At 69.6% G+C, this 16,889-nt stretch carries 16 protein-coding genes and 2 pseudogenes; 9 read left to right on the forward strand and 9 right to left on the reverse strand.

Annotation, left to right across the window (positions count from 1 at the left end; all coding sequences use genetic code 11):
• Positions 1-11: 11 nt before the first annotated feature.
• Both KUM44_RS01205 and KUM44_RS01210 read right to left on the reverse strand, forming a co-directional pair.
• Positions 12-188, reverse strand: coding sequence for a hypothetical protein (locus KUM44_RS01205; protein ID WP_217205615.1), 177 nt, complete (start codon positions 186-188; stop codon positions 12-14).
• A gap of 109 nt (positions 189-297) precedes the next feature.
• Positions 298-1,143, reverse strand: a complete 846-nt coding sequence (locus KUM44_RS01210) for a hypothetical protein (protein ID WP_217205617.1) — start codon at positions 1,141-1,143, stop codon at positions 298-300.
• Positions 1,144-1,269: 126 nt separating this feature from the next.
• Between KUM44_RS01210 and KUM44_RS47090 the strand changes: the two genes are divergently transcribed.
• Positions 1,270-1,449, forward strand: a complete 180-nt coding sequence (locus KUM44_RS47090) for a hypothetical protein (protein ID WP_308402451.1) — start codon at positions 1,270-1,272, stop codon at positions 1,447-1,449.
• Between the two features lie 305 nt (positions 1,450-1,754).
• Positions 1,755-3,311 (forward strand): FAD-binding oxidoreductase, encoded by a 1,557-nt coding sequence (locus tag KUM44_RS01215; protein WP_217205620.1) that lies wholly within the window; start codon positions 1,755-1,757, stop codon positions 3,309-3,311.
• A gap of 20 nt (positions 3,312-3,331) precedes the next feature.
• Here the strand turns inward: KUM44_RS01215 and KUM44_RS01220 are convergent, their stop codons facing one another.
• The 7 genes and pseudogenes from KUM44_RS01220 to KUM44_RS01250 form a co-directional block, all read right to left on the reverse strand.
• Complete coding sequence (locus tag KUM44_RS01220; protein ID WP_217205627.1) at positions 3,332-4,042, reverse strand: phosphatase PAP2 family protein; 711 nt, start codon at positions 4,040-4,042, stop codon at positions 3,332-3,334.
• 201 nt (positions 4,043-4,243) lie between these two features.
• Positions 4,244-5,188 (reverse strand): NlpC/P60 family protein, encoded by a 945-nt coding sequence (locus tag KUM44_RS01225; RefSeq protein ID WP_302185942.1) that lies wholly within the window; start codon positions 5,186-5,188, stop codon positions 4,244-4,246.
• A gap of 113 nt (positions 5,189-5,301) precedes the next feature.
• Positions 5,302-6,996 carry a serine/threonine-protein kinase gene (locus KUM44_RS01230; protein WP_217205632.1) on the reverse strand — a complete coding sequence of 565 codons (1,695 nt, stop codon included), beginning with the start codon at positions 6,994-6,996 and terminating at the stop codon, positions 5,302-5,304.
• 22 nt (positions 6,997-7,018) lie between these two features.
• The gene (locus KUM44_RS01235; protein WP_217205636.1) at positions 7,019-7,831 is read right to left on the reverse strand and encodes a serine protease; all 813 of its coding nucleotides are present in this window, start codon (positions 7,829-7,831) and stop codon (positions 7,019-7,021) included.
• Positions 7,832-7,867: 36 nt separating this feature from the next.
• Positions 7,868-8,134 carry a hypothetical protein gene (locus KUM44_RS01240; RefSeq protein WP_217205652.1) on the reverse strand — a complete coding sequence of 89 codons (267 nt, stop codon included), beginning with the start codon at positions 8,132-8,134 and terminating at the stop codon, positions 7,868-7,870.
• 6 nt (positions 8,135-8,140) lie between these two features.
• Positions 8,141-8,352, reverse strand: a pseudogene (locus tag KUM44_RS01245) (integrase core domain-containing protein); the annotation flags it as partial.
• A 42-nt stretch (positions 8,353-8,394) separates the two neighbouring features.
• Positions 8,395-9,345, reverse strand: coding sequence for an oxidoreductase (locus KUM44_RS01250; protein WP_217205640.1), 951 nt, complete (start codon positions 9,343-9,345; stop codon positions 8,395-8,397).
• Between the two features lie 163 nt (positions 9,346-9,508).
• Between KUM44_RS01250 and KUM44_RS01255 the strand changes: the two genes are divergently transcribed.
• The 7 genes and pseudogenes from KUM44_RS01255 to KUM44_RS44935 all read left to right on the forward strand — a co-directional run.
• The gene (locus KUM44_RS01255; protein WP_217205641.1) at positions 9,509-10,102 is read left to right on the forward strand and encodes a TetR/AcrR family transcriptional regulator; all 594 of its coding nucleotides are present in this window, start codon (positions 9,509-9,511) and stop codon (positions 10,100-10,102) included.
• 484 nt (positions 10,103-10,586) lie between these two features.
• Positions 10,587-10,895, forward strand: coding sequence for a hypothetical protein (locus KUM44_RS01260; RefSeq protein WP_062723864.1), 309 nt, complete (start codon positions 10,587-10,589; stop codon positions 10,893-10,895).
• Positions 10,896-11,102: 207 nt separating this feature from the next.
• Entirely contained in the window at positions 11,103-11,933 is an 831-nt protein-coding gene (locus tag KUM44_RS01265; RefSeq protein ID WP_217205642.1) for a hypothetical protein, read from the forward strand.
• Positions 11,923-13,254 carry a hypothetical protein gene (locus KUM44_RS01270; RefSeq protein WP_217205643.1) on the forward strand — a complete coding sequence of 444 codons (1,332 nt, stop codon included), beginning with the start codon at positions 11,923-11,925 and terminating at the stop codon, positions 13,252-13,254. Before KUM44_RS01265 ends, KUM44_RS01270 begins: the two co-directional genes overlap by 11 nt.
• On the forward strand, positions 13,251-14,807 hold the full coding sequence (locus KUM44_RS01275; RefSeq protein ID WP_217205644.1) for an SCO6880 family protein: 1,557 nt from the start codon (positions 13,251-13,253) through the stop codon (positions 14,805-14,807). Before KUM44_RS01270 ends, KUM44_RS01275 begins: the two co-directional genes overlap by 4 nt.
• A gap of 6 nt (positions 14,808-14,813) precedes the next feature.
• Positions 14,814-16,229, forward strand: a complete 1,416-nt coding sequence (locus KUM44_RS01280) for an ATP-binding protein (RefSeq protein ID WP_217205645.1) — start codon at positions 14,814-14,816, stop codon at positions 16,227-16,229.
• A 25-nt stretch (positions 16,230-16,254) separates the two neighbouring features.
• Positions 16,255-16,889, forward strand: a pseudogene (locus KUM44_RS44935) (type VI secretion protein); the annotation flags it as partial.

Genomic DNA, 16,889 nt, shown 5'->3' on the forward strand with positions numbered 1-16,889 from the left:
CGAGGCCGAAATCAATCGCTCCCCGCGTCCCGCTCCTCCGCGACTCTCAGCACCTCATCGATGCTTTCCAGACTGAGCCGGTCCTCGCGGGCGGTCGAGGCCGCGATGATGAGCTCTCCGCACAGCTCGATCTCGGCGAGGGCCACGTGGTCCTGAACTGCCGTACCGCCGACCGGAGCCACGTGCATCACCTCTTCTCTGCCGTTACCGACTTCCTAGAGTAGGGAGCGGCCTACACACCGCGCATGGCACGGACGGGCTAGTTCTTGACGCCCGTCACGCACGCATGCGCGGCCCTCAATGCTCCGCGATCTTGCCGGCGTAGATGTCGTCGCCGTCCGGAAGCCGTACGTCGACGGGGGTCCCGAAGTCGTACAGCAAGGTCGTCGAGGCCACGGCGACGGCGTCCTTCTGCTGCCCGTTGACAAAGCTGAACCGATGCCGGACCTTGCGGATCCGCCCCTCCTCATCGAGGTACACGTCGAACGGCACCTCACGGGTGGCGAACCCTTTCGCCGCCGCCGCAAGCGCATCCGAATTCCCCTCGGAGGCCTCCCGCGCGGCAACCCCCAGGTCAGCGGTCCCCCGGTAGTGCCGCACCGCCGTACCGGCGACGTCCGACTCCCCCACATATGTCGCCGTCCGCGCCCCGCGCAGCACCTCGGCGGCGGCGTACGGATCGGTGGCCCCGCCGGTGACGAGGTTCCCGTCCGACAGCGACCGCGTATCGACCCGGACCCACTTGTCCGCGGGCACACCCGCACCGCGGTTCTTCATGAACAACGCCCCCGGTGCGAGCAACTCCATGATCGGCCGCTGCGCGGTGGCCCCCGCCGGATCCTGCGGCAACAGCACCTTCAGCCGCCCCCGCTGCTTCCGGAAGTCGTAGACACCCTCACCGCGAATGGTGACGCGGGTCCCACCGGTCGCCATCTCCATCGACGTCCGCGTCTGGGAACTCCGCGCCTCGACCAGCGCGTCGGCGGCCCGCCGCACCACCTGTACGGCGTCCCCGTCCCGCGAGTCCCCCACCGCGGCACCGCTCTCGGCCACACACCCGCTGCCCGCCAGGCAGACGCACAAGACCCCCGCCGCAACGCCCGCCCCACGCCCGAGCCTGTGCTGCTGCTGCCGCTCCGCCATCGCCTGCCTACCCCCAGCCGGTACGTCCGTCACGGGCCCCCTGTCGTTCCGGTTAACGACGAGTAAGTGCCCCCGTCACGCACACCGGGGGCCTCGCGTTTACTTGCCGTGGGTAACGTTGCCAAGGTGGCGAAGCAGGACGGACCAACCTCCCCCGCACATCCGGACAACCCCGCGGAACACCGCACAACGACAGTCGAGAAGGGCCGCTTCTGCACGGCCCACTGCACCTGCGGCTGGCGCGGCCCGGCAAGACGCGCCCGAAGCCTGGCCCGAGCGGATGCGGAGGGCCATGCGACCGCCTGAGGCCGTCCCCAACCACCCGCCCACCCGCAGGGGCATTGCCACACGGCAAAAGGCGGCCACTCTCGGCACCGGCCCAGACATCTTCAGCCCGTCCGGCGTTTGAGGGCGAGGCCCGAAGGGCCGACAGCGGGGGTCTGGGGGCGCAGCCCCAGGAACCGGGGTCGAAGGGGCGGAGCCCCTTCAAGGGATGGGACGGGTAGGGCGGCGGGGGCGAGAACCTCCCGGCCCGCACCGGAGGACCACCGCACTATGGAACCCCGGCCCTCACCACCCCGTCTCGTTCCACGAACCCCCCAGGAGGCGACATGGAACGGCGTACCTTCATCGGCGGCACCGCAGCAGCCCTCACCGCCCTGACGGCAACCGCCTGCAACGGCAACAAAGACACCGAATCCGGCACCGGCACTCGCACCCAAACCGCCGCCACCAGCAACACCACCGCCTCCACCCCAGCCAACTGGACCGCCCTCGCCAAGGACCTCGACGGCCCACTCATCCGCCCGGGCGACGCCGACTGGAAGTCCGCCCGCCTGCTCTACAACACCCGCTTCGACACCCTGAAGCCCGCCGCGGTCGCCTACGTCGCCCACCCCGACGACATCCGCACCACCCTCGCCTACGCCCGAGCCCACAACCTCCACGTAGCCATCCGCAACGGCGGCCACTCCTACGCCGGCTGGTCCTCCGGCAACAACCGCCTGATCATCGACGTCTCCAAGCTCAACCGCATCCGCGCCACCGGCGACACCGCGGTGGTCGGCGCCGGCTCCAAACTCATCGACGTCTACCGAGCCCTCGCCGCCAAGGGCGTCACCATCCCCGCCGGCTCCTGCCCCAGCGTCGGCGTCTCCGGCCTCACCCTCGGCGGCGGCCACGGCGTCACCTCCCGCGCCTACGGCCTGACCTGCGACAGCCTCACCCAGGCCACCCTGATCACCGCCGACGGTAAGCAGCTCACCGCCAACGCCACCACCCACAAGGACCTCTTCTGGGCCCTGCGCGGCGCCGGCAACGGCAACTTCGGCGTCGTGACGGAACTGCACTTCAAGACCCACCCCGCCCCGCAGGCCGTCACGGCATACATGACCTGGCCCTGGTCGAAGGCGGCCAAGCTGATCAAGGCCTGGCAGGAGTGGGGCCCGACCCAGCCCGACGAGATCTGGTCGGCCCTGAGCATCTCGAACCACGCGGGCGGCAACCCGACCATCACCGTCGCGGCGTTCTCGCTGGGCACCTACAACGAGCTCAAGAACGCCGTGGACCGCCTGGCCGACCGCCCCGGCGGCCCCGGCCCCGCGACCCACGTCGCGATCAAGCGCCGCTCGTACGAGGAGTCGATGGAGCTGTACGCCGGCTGCTCGTCCTTCACCTCGGACGCGCAGTGCCACCTCCCCGGCTCCACCCCGGGCCGCTCCCCGCAGGGCGCGCTGAGCCGCGAGACGTACACCGCGAAGTCGGACTTCTTCGACCGTTCGCTCTCAGCGGCGGGCATCCAGACGCTGATGAGGCAGATGCAGTCGGTCCGCGGCGGCTCGGGCAGCGTCGCCCTCACGGCCCTCGGCGGAGCCGTCAACCGCGTCTCCCCCACCGCGACGGCCTTCGTGCACCGCCGCTCCCGCTTCCTGGCCCAGTACATCGCCTCCTGGCGGGCCGGCACGTCGGGTTCCGCGGCCCAGTCCTGGCTGACGTCGGCCCACGACGCGATGCGCCCGTACGCCTCGGGCGCCGCGTACCAGAACTACACCGACCCGACGCTGAAGGACTGGCGCAAGGCGTACTACGGGGACGCGGCGACGCGCCTGGCGAAGCTGAAGAAGCAGTACGACCCGGAGGGTTTCTTCACGTACCCGCAGGCGCTGTAACCCTCGGCCCCGCCGTCACCTCAGGCCGCGAGATCCCGCTCCTCAGCCCCGGCGGCCTCTTTGCGGGCCCCCGGAATCACGGCCTCCTGCCCACCCGCGCGGGAACCTCCCCGCGCTTTGATCAGCCACCCGCCCCCGGGCGACCGCTCGATGGCCGACATCACCGGCGTCAGCAGGGCCATGGCCGGCGGCGACAGCAGCAGCGCGACAGCGGTACCGAGCGCGAACCCGCCGACGACATCGGTCGGATAGTGCACGCCCATGTAGACCCGGCAGAACCCTTCGAGCAGCGCGAGCCCGATCCCGACCAGCCCGAACTTCCGGTTGGCGACGAACAGCCCGACCCCGAGGGCCATGGCGATCGTCGCGTGGTCGCTCACGAAGGAGTAGTCGGTCTTGCCGGTCACCAGGACCTCGAGCCCCTGGTGATCGAGGAACGGCCGCGGCCGCTCGACGAACCCGCGGATCGGCACGTTCACCAGGACGGCGATCCCGGCGGCCAGCGGCGCCCACACGAGCGCGGCGACGGACGAGGCGGCATCCTCGTCGCCCCGGCGCCGCACGGACCACCAGCACCACAGGACGAGCAGCACCATGGCGAGCACCAGCCCGTACTCACCGACGTACTCCATGACCCGGTCGAACCAGTGCGGGGCGTCCTTGGCCAGGCCATTGATGTCGAAGAGCAGGTCGACGTCGGGGTTCGACCCGGAATCTGCGAGTCCAGCCATAATGCCGCGGCCCCTTCGTCGTCTCTTAGCTCGGCGCAACTTGCGTACGCCGCTCCGCCCACCCCCGTGGTTGTAGATCCGGCTACGACACCAGGAACGCACGGCCCCTGTTAATACGTTCCACACTCCACTGAATGATCACGCAGACGTTATCGAAGAGAGACCCATCACCGCAGCTCAGGGGGTGGGTTCACGCTCCGTCTACACGGTCGTGGGCAGCGCTTTCGCGCCATCTTCGGTCACCCGGGTGGCTCCGAAGTAGTCCGGGGTGTCGATCGGGTCGAACCGGATCACAGCACCTGTTCTCGGCGCGTCGATCATGTACCCACCGCCCACATAAATCCCGACATGCCGGATCGCTCGAGAATTGGTGAGATCGTCCGAGAAGAACACCAGGTCCCCCGGCAACAACTCGTCCCTGTCCGGATGCGGCCCCGCGTTGTACTGATCGTTGGCAACCCGCGGCAACGAGATCCCGACCGTCTCGTACGCGGCCTGAGTCAACCCCGAACAGTCGAACCGCCCCCCGTCCGCAGCACTCCCCTCCCCACCCCAGAGGTAGGGCGTGCCCAGCTTCTTCTGGGCGTAGTAGATGGCGCCGGCGGCTTGTTTGGAGGGGTCGATCCGGGTCGTGGGCGCCGCGAAGCTCTTCTCCAGACTGCGGATCCTCGTCACGTAGTTCTGGGTCTCGGTGATGGCCGGAACCCCGCCGGCCTTTATGACGCGGTACGCGCCCGCGTTGTAGGCGGCGAGCATGTTGTTCGTGGTGTCGCCGGGGACGTCCTTGACGTACTTGGCGAGTTCGCAGTCGTACGACGCGGCCGACGGAATCGCGTCGTTCGGGTCCCAGATGTCGCGGTCGCCGTCGCCGTCACCGTCGACCCCGTGCGTGGCCCAGGTGCTCGGGATGAACTGGGCGATACCGCGGGCGTCGGCGTGGCTGACGACGTCCGGATCCCAACCGCTCTCCTGGTACAGCTGTGCGGCGAGCAGAGCGGGGTTGAGCGCGGGGCACAGGTTGCCCCACTTCTGCACAAGCGTCTTGTACGCACCGGGCACGGACCCCTTGGCCAGCCCCACACTGCCCTTGCCGACCCCGTTCACCAGGTTCCCGGCAACGATGTACACCCCGACGACGAGCAGCATCACGAAGCTCAGGCCGAGCGCGACCGCGACACCACCGGCCACCCATACTTTTCGCACGGCTCAACCCTCCCCCATATCGCCGCTGTTCAAGGCCATTTCCGGTGAGAGTGGCGCTATTTCACCGTGAAGCCGTCGCACATGATGCTCGCGTAGTCGTCGGGCGTGCGGATGTGGTGGAACTGCACGGTCCAGTCACCGGGGTCGTTGGTCAGCGGGATGGCGGGCTGCGGCTTGCCCTCGACCCAGGAGTGGAAGTCGTCCGGGTAGGTGAGGTACTTCCACGCCGGCGGATCGTCGCCGTACAGATCGATCGGCTTGCTCGTATAGCCGACGTTGGCGTTGTCGATCAGCTTCCCGCCGACGGGCTTTCCGGTACTCGGATCGATGTCGTGCGGCGGCTTCACGCTGGCGGTGATGTAGTACGGCTTCTCGGAACCGGTCGCGTACTTGTCCCGGAACCCGACCTGTACCTTGCCGTCGAAAGTGAGCGTCTCCGAGTTGGCGTCAGGGTGGTCGGGGTCGGAAATGGACCCCATGAACCCGTTGCCTGCCCGCTCCTCGGGGGGTAGCTGGCACTTGCCGGTGTCCGAGTACCACAGCGCACGGTCGATCTTGTCCCCCGCGTAGGCGGGGGCACCCTTCGACGCCGTAGAGGCCGACGAGCTGGGCGACTTGCTGCTTCCGCCTGCTGAATCGCCTCCGGTTTTGTTGTCGTCCGGCGCCATGAGCACGAACACGGCGCCCACGCCGACCGCGACCCCCACCGCCACAGCCGCCATCCAGGGTGCGGTCCGTCGACGGCGGTCGCCAGGGGCCGATCGGCTCACCTGCGTGGGCGTGTAGCCGTAACCATGCGGTGCCCCGGCAGTGGGCAGCTCGTGCGGGCTCACGGGCGGGGGTGCCGGAGGCGCCGGCTGCGCGGCCTCCGCCTGTCGGGGTGCCGGCGTCTGCGGTACCTCCTCGGCCAGTCGGGTGAGCCCGGCGTACACCACATCCTCGACAAGCGCCGCCCGAACCCCGCACCGCGCGATGACGTCACCGAGTCCCGGCCGTGCCGTCGGATCCTTGGTCACGCAGGCCTCGATGAGTGTCGCCAACCCCGGTTCCACACCCGCGAGATCGATGGGCTCGTGGACGGCCCGGTAGCTGACCCCGGCCGCCTCCCCCATACCGAACGGCGGCCGCCCGGTCGCCGCGTACGCAAGCGTCGCGCCCAGAGCGAACACGTCCGCCGCCGGTCCGACCTCGTTGCGCAACAGCACCTCGGGCGCGGTGAACCCGGGCGTACCCGGGGCGAACCCGGTCTCCGTGAGGGCCGTCTGACCTGCGCCGCGTGCGATCCCGAAGTCGATGAGCTGCGGCCCCTGCGCCGCGAGGATCACATTCTGCGGCTTGAGGTCCCGGTGCGTGACACCATGCGCATGCACCGCCGCGAGGCCTTCGGCGAGGGCGGCGAACAGCCCGCGGCACGTCTCGGCGGGAAACGCCCCCCGCTCCCCCACCGCCGCACTCAAAGTCGGCCCCGACACATACTCGGTAGCCAGCCAATACGGCGCGGAATCCAGCGACGCATCGATCAGGTTGGCCGTATACGCACTGCGCACCGCCCGCACCGTCTCGACCTCACGCCGAAACCGCGCCAACGCCTCCGGATGGTCGGTGATCTCGTCCCGGATCACCTTGATCGCGACCAGACGCCCACCCGGCGACCGAGCGAGATAGACCTGCCCCATACCACCCGCCCCGAGCCGAGCGAGCAGCGTGTAGGCACCTATGTGCGCCGGGTCCCGATCCTTCAGTGCGTCCACCGAACTGACCTTGCCACAGAGATCAGTTCACCGGGGAATCCCGTTCCCCCCGTTCCGCCTCCCGGTACAACCTCGCCGCCTCCACCCCGAACAGCACACTGAACGACACGTCCGCCGTGGACCCACCCCCGTCATGCCCGCCCAGCACCCCGACGACCGCCTCGTCCCCGTTGATCCAAGGGCTCCCACTGCTCCCTGCGCTGAACCCAGGACAGGCTATGCGCTGCTGCGCACGGCGTTGAAGGGTCGGCTTGTTGGTGCAACTGATCGGTGCTTCCTGGGAGTTGAGGTACCCGCTGACGGTCACCGCCGTAACCCCGGTAGTCGTGCCCGTGGCGAGCCGATTGCCACCGACGACGTCCTCGACCCTCTCCCCACCCCGGTCCCGCACGACCCCGAAGGCCACGTCACTGTCCTCGTCCCGCTCCCGCTCCCACCCCTCCGACAGGAACCACCTCCCGACTTTCCACACCCCGTACGGCGCCTTGCCGTCCCGGTAGCCAGGTACGAACAGGAGTTCCTCCGTCCTTCCGTGCAGGCAGTGGGCGGCGGTGACGATGAGGTTCCGGTGCGGGCTGTGCACGACGGACGCGGTACAGAAGTGGCCGCCGCGGAGGCGGGCGCTACGGTCGGCCGCGAACAGGGCGCCGACCCGCGCGCTCCGCGCCGTCACCACGGCGTGAGCGGCCACCCCGAAGGGACCCATGCCGGCGTCGGAGGCCGCGGAGGCCGAGGTGAGGGCGAGGAGGAGGCTCACGGCGTACAAGGAGAGACGGGAGGTGTGTGCTTTGTGGGCGGTCCGGACGGTCCGGACGGTCCGGGCTGTGCGCTTCATCGCGGGCCACTGTGCCCCATGAAGGTGAGAGAAGCATCAGACACCGTGCGACTGAGCCCCGTACCCGGGGAAATCGTCGGTGGCGATCTCGTTGTCCAGCGGTTCGGGCAGAATGACGCTGCCGACCGGCACGAGCGCCAGCCGCACTGAGCACCGCCGCTCCGGTGGCCAGAAGGCCACCAGCTGATTGGCCCGCTTCCTCAGCGCGGGGTCGGCCTTCACCCCGGCCGGGACGTCGTACCCGATGGACTTGTTGCAGGCCTCGCCCCGATATCCGGCACGGGCCGCCAGCAGGCTCGCCACACCCCGGTCAGGGACACGGCCGGCGGGTGGCTGGCCTTTGAGCGCGGTTGTCCGCGGTGGTGATTGTAGGTGTGCAGCCAGTCGGGGAAGGCGTCGCGTCGTTCCCGCTCTGAGCGGTAGGGGCGGGTGTAGGCCCACTCGTCGAGCATGGTGCGGTGGAAGCGTTCGGCCTTGCCATTGGTCTGTGGCCGGTACGGCCGGGTGCGCTTGTGGATGATCCCTGCGTTGGTGAGTACGTCGCGCCCAGGCGGCGGAGCGCCCTACCGCTCGGCCGCCGCCGCCCGCTCGGCCCCCGCCGCCCGCTCGGCCTTCCCCAACGGCCAGCTCACCCCCGTCAGTTCCTCCGAAACCCCCCACAACCGCCCCGCCACCACCGCATCGCTCGCCGCCGCAGACCGCCCCACCAGCGTCGGCGCACCCCGCATCTCGCCCAACCCGTCCGGTCCGACGTAGCTCGCGCCGGGCAGGTCCTGCGTCGCGGCGTACAACGTCGGCAGCGCGCCCGCCCGGTCGTCCTGGGCGAAGAACCGGTTGCCGATCTTCATGAACCCACGCATCACCGCACTCCCCGCATGACTCTGTAGGTTGGTGGCGGCATAGCCGGGGTGCGCGGCCAGGGCGCGGACCGGGGAGCCGGCCGCCGTCAGACGGCGCTGGAGTTCCAGCGTGAACAGGAGGTTCGCCAGCTTCGACTGGGCGTAGGCGCGGTTCGGGTCGTAGCCGGACGCCCAGTTCAGGTCCTCGAAACGGATCCGCGCGCTGAACCACCGGTGCGCGCCGGACGACAAGGTCACGACCCGGTCGGTGACGTACGGCAGGAGCAGGTTCGTCAGCGCGAAGTGGCCCAGATGGTTCGTGCCGAACTGCATCTCGAAGCCGTCCGCCGTCCGCTGCTCCGGCACCATCATCACGCCGGCGTTGTTGATCAGCAGATCCAGCGGCCGCCCCTGCCACCCGTCCGCGAACTCCCGCACGGACGACAGATCCGCCAGATCCAGGCGCCGCACCTCCGTGCTGCCGTTCATCGTCGCGGCCGCCGCACGGCCCCGCTCCGGGTCCCGTACGGCGAACACGACGTGCGCACCCGCGCGCGCAAGCCCCTCAGCCGCCCGGAGGCCGATCCCGCTGTTGGCGCCGGTGACGACGGCGGTACGGCCGGCGAGGTCGGGGAGGCTCGTCGCGTCCCATGTCTGTTTGGCCATCTCGGTCATCTCCTTCTCGGCCCCGGGCCTTCTCGACCCTCAGGCCTTCTCGGCGTTCCAAGCCTTCGCAACCCTGCCTCGAATGTAGCCGCCGCCAACAATGCTGTCAATGACAACAATGATGTCGGCGTCAACAAAGATGGCACCGCCAACATCAAGCTAAGATGAGCCCATGCCCGAGACCCGCCCCTACCACCACGGAGATCTGCGCGCCGCCCTGCTCGCCGCAGCGGAACGCACCCTGCGGGACAAGGGCGCCTCTGCCCTCTCACTGCGCGAACTGGCCCGCGAGGTCGGCGTCAGCCACGCCGCCCCCGGCCGGCACTTCAAGGACAAGCAGGCCCTGCTCAACGCCCTGGCCCTGGCCGGGTACGAGCGGCTCGCCCAGACACTGAGCGCCGCCGAGGACCCCGCGCTCCCCCTGGAGCCGCGCCTCACCGCCCTCGCCCGGGCCTACCTCGGTTTCGCCATCGACAACGCCGCGCTCCTGGAACTGATGTACGCCCGCAAGCACGAGCCGGACGCCTCCGTGCAGATGGCCGCAGCGGTCGAGGAGACGGTGGGGAGCCTCGTACGGGTCCTGGCGGACGCCCAGCAGCGGGGCGAGATCATCGACGGCGACCCGGAGGAGCTCAACCTCGTCACCGGCGCCGCCCTGCACGGCGTGGCCGCCTTCATCTCCGCCGGCTGGTTGACGCCGGAGGCCGCGCTGGCGGGCGTGGAGGGCCTGGTGCACCACTTGCTGCACGGCCTCAGGCCCCGCTGACGCTCCCGGAGACCCGTAGCCGGGCGCGGTCCGGGCCGGCCGCCGCACCCGGCTCGGCCACCGGGCCAGCAACCCTGACTCTCCGTCACCACCCTCAACGCCGCCAAGTCACGGAACCCTGCTGGCGAATGGAGCCCCATCAGGCCAGGCACCCGGCCACGCCCAGTCCGCATGCCGGGATACCCTTCACCCGCAGAACACCGGCACGACCAGCCACCCCGCAGACTCACCCGACCGGCCGTCAGAAACGGCACCCGGCGTGAAGAGGCCTAACGACGCAACCACACGACAGGTTCCGCTCAGGCCTCATTGCCCGGCGTGACCTGCCGTGATACACAGAGTGACCGTGCGAGCTATTCGTACGAATCCCGCCCATCAATGACGCCAAGTCGACATACGACAGCGCCATTGTCGGCGAGAATGAGGGCTGACCTCTGCGCACCGCAGGGGACTGCGGAACTACCCAACAGGGGCGGTGACTTACATGCTCTTTGCGGCCGATAAGGGCGACATCAACACCATCATCGGCGGGATCGCTCCGGACTGGGGTCCCTTCGGCGCACTGGGGAACGAAGCGAAGACGATGATCCAGGTCGTCATGGCTGTCGCCATCCTGCTCTGCCTCGGCATCGCCATCTGGGGCGCGGCCAAACAGCGCATCGGTGCGACCGCCCTGCGCGACACCTTCAGCGCCGAGCAGGGCAAGGGGCTGATCATCGCCGGTCTGACGGGCGTCTTCATCATCGGCTCACTGGGCACGCTGTTCACCATCGTGTACGGCATGGCCGTCTAGGCGGCTCCGTCCCGCCCGTCCTGCCCGTCCCGCCCGTCAGTTCCGGGCACTCCCGGTCACCCTCGTCCCCCACCCACCCGTCGTGCCCACCGGCTGAGGTTGCGTTTCCCTGATGTCGAGTCACCACACCGCGCCCATGCGGGAACCAGCACGGCTACCGTCGTACTCCTACGTGTTTCCGTTCGACGTCGAGGGGGCGTACGCGGAATGAGTCTCGGAGACGAGCGGGAGTCCTCCGGCGGATACGGAGGCACCGGTCAGACCCGCACACGGCTGCCCGAAAGCGGCGGTGACGTGTACGGGGGCGCGCGGCGGGGTGGCCGTTCGTCGTCCCGGAGCCTGGTCACCGTGGTCGGCGTGGTCGTCCTCCTCATCGCCGCCATCGCCTTCGCGAACCGTGGAGGCGATGACTCCGGTTCCGCGGCGGGGGACGAAAACCAGCCGAAATCCTCGTCCACGGCGGCCAGTGGGACACGGCCGGTGGACGGGAAGGCGGCGGGGATTCCCGGAGGGTTCGCGCGGGATGAGCAGGGCGCGCAGAGTGCGGCGGCCAACTATGCGGTGACGCTGGTGTCGGCCGACATCCTCCAACCGGCCCGTCGAGCCGAGATCGTCCAGCAGGTCTTTGTCGCAGACAAGCAGGCCGAGCTCGCGGCCAAGCTCGACAAGGCCTACTCCAAGGAGTTCCTGAGCAACATCGGCCTGGACGAGAACGGCAACGCGGCCGCGGGCAGCACTTACGTCTCGCGCACCGTCCCCATCGGCACCAAAGTCACGAACAACTCGGCCTCGGCAGCGACCGTCGAGGTGTGGTGCACCGGCGTTTTCGGCATGGCCGGGGAGAACTCGACCAATCCGGCCAGCAGCGACTGGTTCACCATGACGCTCCAGCTCCGCTGGGCAAGTAACGACTGGAAGGTCGAGAGCTTCTCCCAGAAGGACGGCCCCACGCCCGTCCCCGGGGACAGCAGGGCGTCCAGCGCCGACGAGATGGCCAAGGCCGTCGAGGAGTACGGAGGGTTCACGTATGCCCGATAGCCCGCGCCGCGTACTCAAGGTCGCCGCTGCCTTCACCGCCGTACAGACCGCGGTCGTACTGCTGGCCACGCGTGCCGTCGCCGCACCCACCCCGTCACCGACCCCGTCAGGTGACAACTGCGACCTCATCGTCGGCCCCGCCAAGGACTACTGCGAAAAAGACAACGGCGGAAGCAGCCGCACCGGTGGCGGATCCACCCTCGACGACCCCACCTCCACCCTCGACCCCCTCTCCTCCCTCGCCAAGGGTTGCGCCGAAGCCGCCGCCTGGACCGTCGACAAGCTCAGCGAGGCCGTGAAGGAGACCGCCAACGTCGACTTCACGAACCCCAAGTTCCTCCAGCAGTACGCGGTCGTCTTCGCGGCGTCGACGATCCTGACCCTCCTCCTGTGGCTCCTGGCCGTCGCCAAGCGAGCCGTCCGAGGGGTCCCCCTCAGCACGGCCGTCTCGGAGGCCATCGGCTTCCTCTGGCTGACGGTGCTGGCGTCTGCGTTCACCCCGCTGATCCTCTACACCGTCGTATCCGCCACCGACGGCGTCACGGACGTCCTCGCGAAGACGACGGGCGACCAGACGGACACGTTCTTCGGCACCTTCTCCGGCGCCTTGGAGAAGGGCCAGGACATCGGCGGCGGCCCGATCATGCTGATCGTGGTCTCCCTGGTCTCCATCCTCGCCGCCGGCATCCTCTGGCTGGAGCTCGTCATCCGCGCCGCCCTGCTCTACGTCGGCGCCCTCCTCGGCACCGTCGTCTACGCGGGCCTGGTCGACAAGAACCTGTGGGGCCACGTCCGCCGCTGGGCCGGCATCATGATCGCCGTCATCCTCGTGAAGCCGGTCATCGTCATAGTGCTCGGCCTGGCCGGCGCCCTGTCCGCCGACGACGGCCCGAACGCCTTCTCGGCCGTCGTCTCCGGCCTGGCCATCATCCTGCTCGCCATCTTCGCGAGCGCGATGATCTACCGCTTCGTCCCCGGCTTCGGCGACGAACTCGCCGGCTCCCGCAACAACCGCATCATGCGCGGCGCCGAAGGCAAGGCCGCCGCCGTGATCAGCTCCCCGGCAACCCTCGTCGCCCAGGGCATCAAGACCCACAGCTCCCGCGCGGACAACCAGGGCGGCACGGGCCAGTCCGGCTCGGGCGCCCGCCCGTCCAACCCCGCCTCCGGCGGCGTCGCCGCGCACAGCTCGCGCTCCTCGAACGGGGGCGGCGGATCTGTCCCCTCCGCCACACCCGCACCCCGCTCGGGCAGCCCGGTGAACACCCCTCACGCCAGCAACACCCGCAACAGCAATCGTTCAGGAGGTGACGGGCGTTGACGACCGAGTCCCACGTGTCCCACGCGGTCACGCCCCGCCGTTCATATCTGATCGGCCGCGCCCGGCCGAACGCGATCGTCGGCCGCAACCGCGAGACCGGCGAGATCGCGCTGATCATCGCGGGCGCGTTCCTCGGCATGATGTGCGGGCTCCTCGTCCCCGTCCTGTCCCTGCGCATCCTGCTGCTGACGGGCTTCCCGCTGATCGCGCTGGCCGCGGTCTACGTGCCGTACAAGCACCGGACCTTCTACAAGTGGTTCGAGATCAACCGCAGCTACAAGCGCACCCTCCGCCGGGGCACCGCCTACCGCTCCGGCGCCGTCGAGGCCGGCACCCACCTCGACGGCCGCGAGGTCGAGGTCGGCCCGCCGCCCGGCATCGGCCGTATCACCTGGCTGGCCGCGCCCTTCGGGCCCGACGAGATCGCCGTACTCCTGCACGCCGACCGGCGGACCGTCACGGCCGCGATCGAGATCGAGGGCCCCGGCGTCGGCCTGCGCGACTCCGAGGACCAGGAAGCCCTCGTCGACCGCTTCGGCACCCTGCTGAAGCATGTCGCCAACGGCGACGGCTTCGTCACCCGCCTCCAGATGCTCGCCCGCACCCTCCCCGCCGACCCGGACGCCCACGCCAAGGACGTCGCCGTACGCGGCGACGACCGGGCCCCGGGATGGCTCCAGCAGTCGTACGACCAACTCCAGTCCATGGTGTCGACGAGCAGCGAGCAGCACCGCGCCTACCTCGTCGCCTGCATGCACTTCACCCGCGAACTGGCCGCCGAGGCCCAGGCGATGGCCCGCGCGGCCCGCCCGCACGGCGGCAAGGTCGACCGGGACGCGGGCCTCGCGGTCGTCATGGCCCGCGAGCTGACCGACATCTGCTCGCGCCTCCAGGAGGCCGACATCCGCGTACGGCAGCCCCTCGGCCAGGGCCGCCTCGCCTCCCTCATCCACTCCATGTACGACCCGGACCACCCGATCGACCACATCCAGGCGATGACGAAGCGCAACGCCTGGCCGGCCGAACTCGACGCCATGGAACCCACGTTCCTCCAGGCGAAGACCCGGGAGTCGTCCACCCGGGCCCCCTGGTGCCACGCCACCGCCTGGGTGAAGGAGTGGCCGATGACCCCGGTCGGCGTCAACTTCCTTGCGCCGCTCCTCGTCCACACCCCGGACGTCATCCGCACGGTCGCCGTCACCATGGACCTCGAACCCACCGAGGTCGCCATCGAACGCATGCTGACCGAGAAGACCAACGACGAGGCGGAGGCCAGCCGCGCCGCCAAGATGAACCGCACCGTCGACCCGCGCGACATCGCCGCCCACAACCGTCTCGACCAGCGAGGAGAAGACCTCGCGAGCGGTGCCGCCGGCGTCAACCTGGTCGGCTACATCACCGTCTCCTCCCGCTCCCCCGAGGCCCTGGCCCGCGACAAGCGGACCATCCGGGCGTCGGCCGGAAAGTCGTATCTGAAGCTGGAGTGGTGCGACCGCGAGCACCACCGGGCATTCGTCAACACGCTCCCCTTCGCCACCGGCATTCGGAGGTAGGACCTGATGCGGGACCCGCTGTCCGTCCTCACCGACGCCTTCACGTCCTTCCTCTTCGGGAAGGTCGAGACGACCCGGCTGCCGGTGCGCACGTCGACGGGCCAGGCGCAGGCGGTCTACCTCCCGACCGCCGCCCCCGGCCTGGGCGACTCGGGCGTCATCATCGGCCGCGAGGTGTACTCCGGGAAGGGCTACATCTACGACCCCTTCCAGCTGTACGGCCAGCAGCTCCCCGCCCCCCACTGGCTGGTCCTCGGCGAGTCCGGCAACGGCAAGTCGGCCCTGGAGAAGACGTACGTCCTGCGCCAGCTGCGCTTCCGCGACCGCCAGGTCGTCGTCCTCGACGCCCAGGGCGAGGACGGCGTCGGCGAGTGGAACCTCATCGCGCAGGAGCTGGGGATAACCCCCATCCGCCTGGACCCGACGGCCGCCCTCGACATGGGGATCCGCCTCAACCCGCTCGACCCCTCGATCACCACGACGGGCCAGCTCGCCCTGCTCCGGACCATCATCGAGGTCGCGATGGGCCACGGCCTCGACGAGCGCTCGGGCTTCGCCCTGAAGGTCGCGCACGCCTACGTCAACGAGACCATCCTCGACCGCCAGCCGGTCCTCACCGACATCGTCGAGCAGCTACGACACCCCGAGCCGGAGTCGGCCGAGGCGATGAACGTCGCCATAGACGACGTACGGGCCTGGGGCCTGGACGTCGCGCTGGTGCTGGACCGCCTGGTCGACGGTGACCTGCGCGGCATGTTCGACGGCCCCACCACGGTGGGCATCGACCTCGACGCGCCGCTCATTGTGTTCGATTTGTCCCACATCGACCGCAACTCGATCGCCATGCCGATCCTGATGGCGATCGTGGGCGTATGGCTGGAGCACACCTGGATCCGCCCCGACCGGAAGAAGCGCATCTTCCTGGTCGAGGAGGCCTGGCACATCATCAACAGCCCCTTCGTCGCCCAGCTCTTCCAGCGCCTTCTGAAGTTCGGCCGACGCCTGGGCCTGTCCTTCGTCGCCGTCGTCCACCACCTGTCCGACGTCGTCGACGGCGCGGCGGCGAAGGAGGCGGCCGCGATCCTGAAGATGGCGTCGACCAGGACGATCTACGCCCAGAAGGCGGACGAGGCAAGGGCGACGGGCCGCGTGCTCGGCCTGCCACGCTGGGCCGTGGAGATCATCCCGTCTCTCACCCCCGGCATCGCGGTCTGGGACGTCAACGGCAACGTCCAGGTCGTCAAACACCTGATCACCGAGACGGAACGCCCCCTGGTCTTCACCGACCGCGCGATGACGGAGTCCTCCGCCGACCGCGACCTGACCGACGACGCCCTGCGCGCCGCCGAACTGGAGGCGGAGGAACGGGCAGCGGCCTTCGTGGAACAACATCTCGGCGACTCCGAATCGACGGTGGCATAGAGCCGGCGCAGGGCAGGGAGGCAGCGTGAGACCGGACGACCGCCGAGCACACCCGGACCACCGGGACGGCCAGGGAGGTATCCCCGACGGCCTGCTCATCGGCATACTCGCCTTCCTCCTCGGCATGACCCTGCTGGTCTGGACGGCCACGGGCCTCGCAGCCCTGCTCGCCCACGGCTCCTGGCCCTCCGGAGTCACCTTCACCCGCACCCCCCTGGCCATGCGCTCCCTGATCGCCCACCCCCACGACATCCCGGGCGCCTGGCCGCAGACACCCAGCGAGCAGCTCTCCGGATACGGCCTGGTCTGGGGGCTGTTCATCGGCCAGCTGATGATCCTGATCGTGCTGACCGTGTTCGTACTGGGCACGGTGGCCCGGTGGCGGGCGGTCAGGGCGGGACGGCGCGCGGCGAAGGCTGGGAGGGCCGAGGGCAGGGAGACGGCGGCGCCGATACCGCATGAGGCCACCCCACCGCACGACGTACACGATGTACCCGCACCACACGATGTGGCCGCACCGCACGTCGTACCCGCGCCCAGAACGGAGCCGAAGCCGGAGCGGCAGTCGCAGCCGCAGCCGCAGCCGCAGCCGACGGGACCTTCCGACGCCGACCGCCAGACGACGACCACCACGCCCAGGGATCCCAGCGAACCGGCGGC

Origin of the sequence: Streptomyces sp. AC550_RSS872, from assembly GCF_019049285.1 — a bacterium.
In the GTDB taxonomy this organism is placed as follows: domain Bacteria; phylum Actinomycetota; class Actinomycetes; order Streptomycetales; family Streptomycetaceae; genus Streptomyces.

Bases quoted from the DNA above. Each gene is read 5' to 3' on its own strand.
- KUM44_RS01210 (WP_217205617.1), bottom strand. From the start codon at position 1,143: ATGGCGGAGCGGCAGCAGCAGCACAGGCTCGGGCGTGGGGCGGGCGTT.
- KUM44_RS01220 (WP_217205627.1), bottom strand. From the start codon at position 4,042: ATGGCTGGACTCGCAGATTCCGGGTCGAACCCCGACGTCGACCTGCTC.
- KUM44_RS01250 (WP_217205640.1), bottom strand. From the start codon at position 9,345: ATGACCGAGATGGCCAAACAGACATGGGACGCGACGAGCCTCCCCGAC.
- KUM44_RS01215 (WP_217205620.1), top strand. From the start codon at position 1,755: ATGGAACGGCGTACCTTCATCGGCGGCACCGCAGCAGCCCTCACCGCC.
- KUM44_RS01265 (WP_217205642.1), top strand. From the start codon at position 11,103: ATGAGTCTCGGAGACGAGCGGGAGTCCTCCGGCGGATACGGAGGCACC.
- KUM44_RS01235 (WP_217205636.1), bottom strand. From the start codon at position 7,831: ATGAAGCGCACAGCCCGGACCGTCCGGACCGTCCGGACCGCCCACAAA.
- KUM44_RS01280 (WP_217205645.1), top strand. From the start codon at position 14,814: ATGCGGGACCCGCTGTCCGTCCTCACCGACGCCTTCACGTCCTTCCTC.
- KUM44_RS01260 (WP_062723864.1), top strand. From the start codon at position 10,587: ATGCTCTTTGCGGCCGATAAGGGCGACATCAACACCATCATCGGCGGG.
- KUM44_RS01270 (WP_217205643.1), top strand. From the start codon at position 11,923: ATGCCCGATAGCCCGCGCCGCGTACTCAAGGTCGCCGCTGCCTTCACC.
- KUM44_RS01255 (WP_217205641.1), top strand. From the start codon at position 9,509: ATGCCCGAGACCCGCCCCTACCACCACGGAGATCTGCGCGCCGCCCTG.
- KUM44_RS01205 (WP_217205615.1), bottom strand. From the start codon at position 188: ATGCACGTGGCTCCGGTCGGCGGTACGGCAGTTCAGGACCACGTGGCC.
- KUM44_RS01225 (WP_302185942.1), bottom strand. From the start codon at position 5,188: ATGCTGCTCGTCGTCGGGGTGTACATCGTTGCCGGGAACCTGGTGAAC.